Genomic DNA, 2,202 nt, shown 5'->3' on the forward strand with positions numbered 1-2,202 from the left:
TTATACAGGATTTTTTAAATAAAGAAAGCTGGTAAAGATCATCCAAAATAATCTTTACCAACTATTTTGTCCTATAAAGGCATAAAGTGCAAAAAGACCAACTATTTTGTCCTATATGCCTTATTAAATCAAAGGCCTAGTTTTTTGCCTAGGCCTTTGTTAACCATCAGAAAACTAAGTATCAACTACCTAGCTCTTTTTTATAAAATAATATTATAAAATAAAACGGCTTAAATCTTCATTTTCAACAACGTCGCCAAGTGCTGATTTTACATAGTCCTCATCAATAGTTACTTTTTCACCGCTCATATCAGATGCTTCAAAAGAGATTTTATCCATCAAGCGTTCTAATACAGTATGCAAACGTCTTGCTCCAATATTTTCGGTCTTCTCATTTACACGAAATGCGGCTTCTGCAATTGTAGCAATCGCATCTTCAGTAAACTCAATAGTTACACCTTCAGTCTGCATTAATGCTTTATATTGCTCAGTCAAAGATGCATCCGGTTCAGTCAAAATACGCTCAAAATCCTTCGCACTTAAAGCGCCAAGCTCTACACGAATCGGCAAACGACCCTGTAATTCAGGAATTAAATCTGAAGGACGAGAAACTTGAAACGCTCCTGATGCAATAAACAAAATATGATCAGTTTTCACCATACCGTGTTTAGTATTGATGGTTGAACCTTCTACTAATGGCAATAAATCGCGCTGAACCCCTTCACGAGATACATCCGGTCCACTAGTTTCGCCTCGTTTACAAATTTTATCAATTTCATCAATAAAGACTATTCCGTGCTGTTCAACCGCTTCAATCGCTTTCAATTTCAATTCTTCAGGATTAATCAATTTAGCTGCTTCATCTTCGATCAATACTTTTAACGCATCTTTAATTTTCATTTTACGTTTTTGAGTCTGACTACTTGATAAACTTTGGAACATTGATTGCAATTGGTTTGTCATCTCTTCCATTCCCGGAGGAGCCATAATTTCAACACCAACCGTACCACCTGAAGCAACATCAATTTCAATTTCCTTATCATCCAATTGACCTTCACGCAATTTTTTTCGGAAAATCTGACGAGTATTACTATGGGAATCATTATTTTCAACATTTCCCCACTGATCTTTCGCTGGAGGCAACAACACATCCAAAATACGCTCTTCTGCTGCTTCTTCTGCACGATAGCGATTTTTATTGATCTCTGTCTGTCGCACTAATTTCATTGCTACATCAGTCAAATCACGGATAATAGAATCTACCTCTTTACCTACGTATCCTACTTCAGTGAATTTTGTTGCTTCAACTTTAATAAATGGTGCATTTGCTAATTTAGCCAACCGGCGAGCAATTTCAGTTTTCCCTACTCCAGTTGGACCAATCATCAAAATATTTTTCGGAGTTACTTCGTGACGCAGTGGATCTTGAAGCTGCATACGACGCCAACGGTTACGCAACGCAATTGCCACTGCACGTTTAGCATCCGCTTGACCAATAATGTGTTTATCTAATTCGGAAACTATTTCTCTTGGAGTCATCTCAGACATTTTTTTATCCTTTGTTTACGGTAATTCCTCAATAGTGAAATTGTTATTGGTATAAACACAAATATCACCTGCAATTTTTAATGATTTTTCAACAATTTCTCTTGCTGATAAATCTGTATTTGCTACCAATGCTCTTGCTGCTGCCATTGCATAATTGCCACCAGAACCGATTGCCAAAATTTGATCCTCTTCAGGTTGCACCACATCGCCTAAACCGGTAATAATCAACGATTCTTTTGCATCAGCGACAATCAACATTGCCTCTAACTTACGCAATGCGCGATCCGTACGCCACTCTTTTGCCAACTCAACAGCACTTTTCAATAAATGCCCTTGATGCATTTCTAATTTACGTTCAAACAATTCAAACAATGTAAATGCATCAGCTGTTCCCCCTGCAAACCCCGCAAGCACTTTATCACCATATAAACGGCGAACCTTGCGAGCATTACCTTTCATTACGGTATTCCCCAGCGAAACCTGTCCATCTCCGCCAACTACTACGTGCCCATTACGGCGAACACTAACAATTGTGGTCATTTTTTGTTCCTTTTTTAGTCTATTTAAAAACAATGTTTCCCTATATGGATGCAAAATAGCAAGTTTCAAGGTTAGTATAAATGAAAGCGATAAATTTTTATTGAAGATAAAGAA

The 2,202-nt window shown here is 37.5% G+C and carries 2 protein-coding genes; both read right to left on the reverse strand.

The window, feature by feature from the left end; genetic code table 11:
* Window positions 1-213 precede the first annotated feature (213 nt).
* Window positions 214-1,548: an HslU--HslV peptidase ATPase subunit gene (hslU, locus tag P375_RS10755; protein ID WP_039136924.1), complete on the reverse strand. Its 1,335-nt coding sequence runs from the start codon at window positions 1,546-1,548 to the stop codon at window positions 214-216.
* A 15-nt stretch (window positions 1,549-1,563) separates the two neighbouring features.
* Window positions 1,564-2,088, reverse strand: coding sequence for an ATP-dependent protease subunit HslV (hslV, locus tag P375_RS10760; RefSeq protein ID WP_039136926.1), 525 nt, complete (start codon window positions 2,086-2,088; stop codon window positions 1,564-1,566).
* Between the last annotated feature and the right edge of the window lie 114 nt (window positions 2,089-2,202).

The organism is Gallibacterium genomosp. 2, from assembly GCF_000771895.1.
Classification (GTDB): Bacteria; Pseudomonadota; Gammaproteobacteria; order Enterobacterales; family Pasteurellaceae; genus Gallibacterium.

Excerpts from the sequence above, each read along its gene's own strand:
- hslU (WP_039136924.1), bottom strand. The coding sequence starts at position 1,548 with ATGTCTGAGATGACTCCAAGAGAAATAGTTTCCGAATTAGATAAACAC.
- hslV (WP_039136926.1), bottom strand. The coding sequence starts at position 2,088 with ATGACCACAATTGTTAGTGTTCGCCGTAATGGGCACGTAGTAGTTGGC.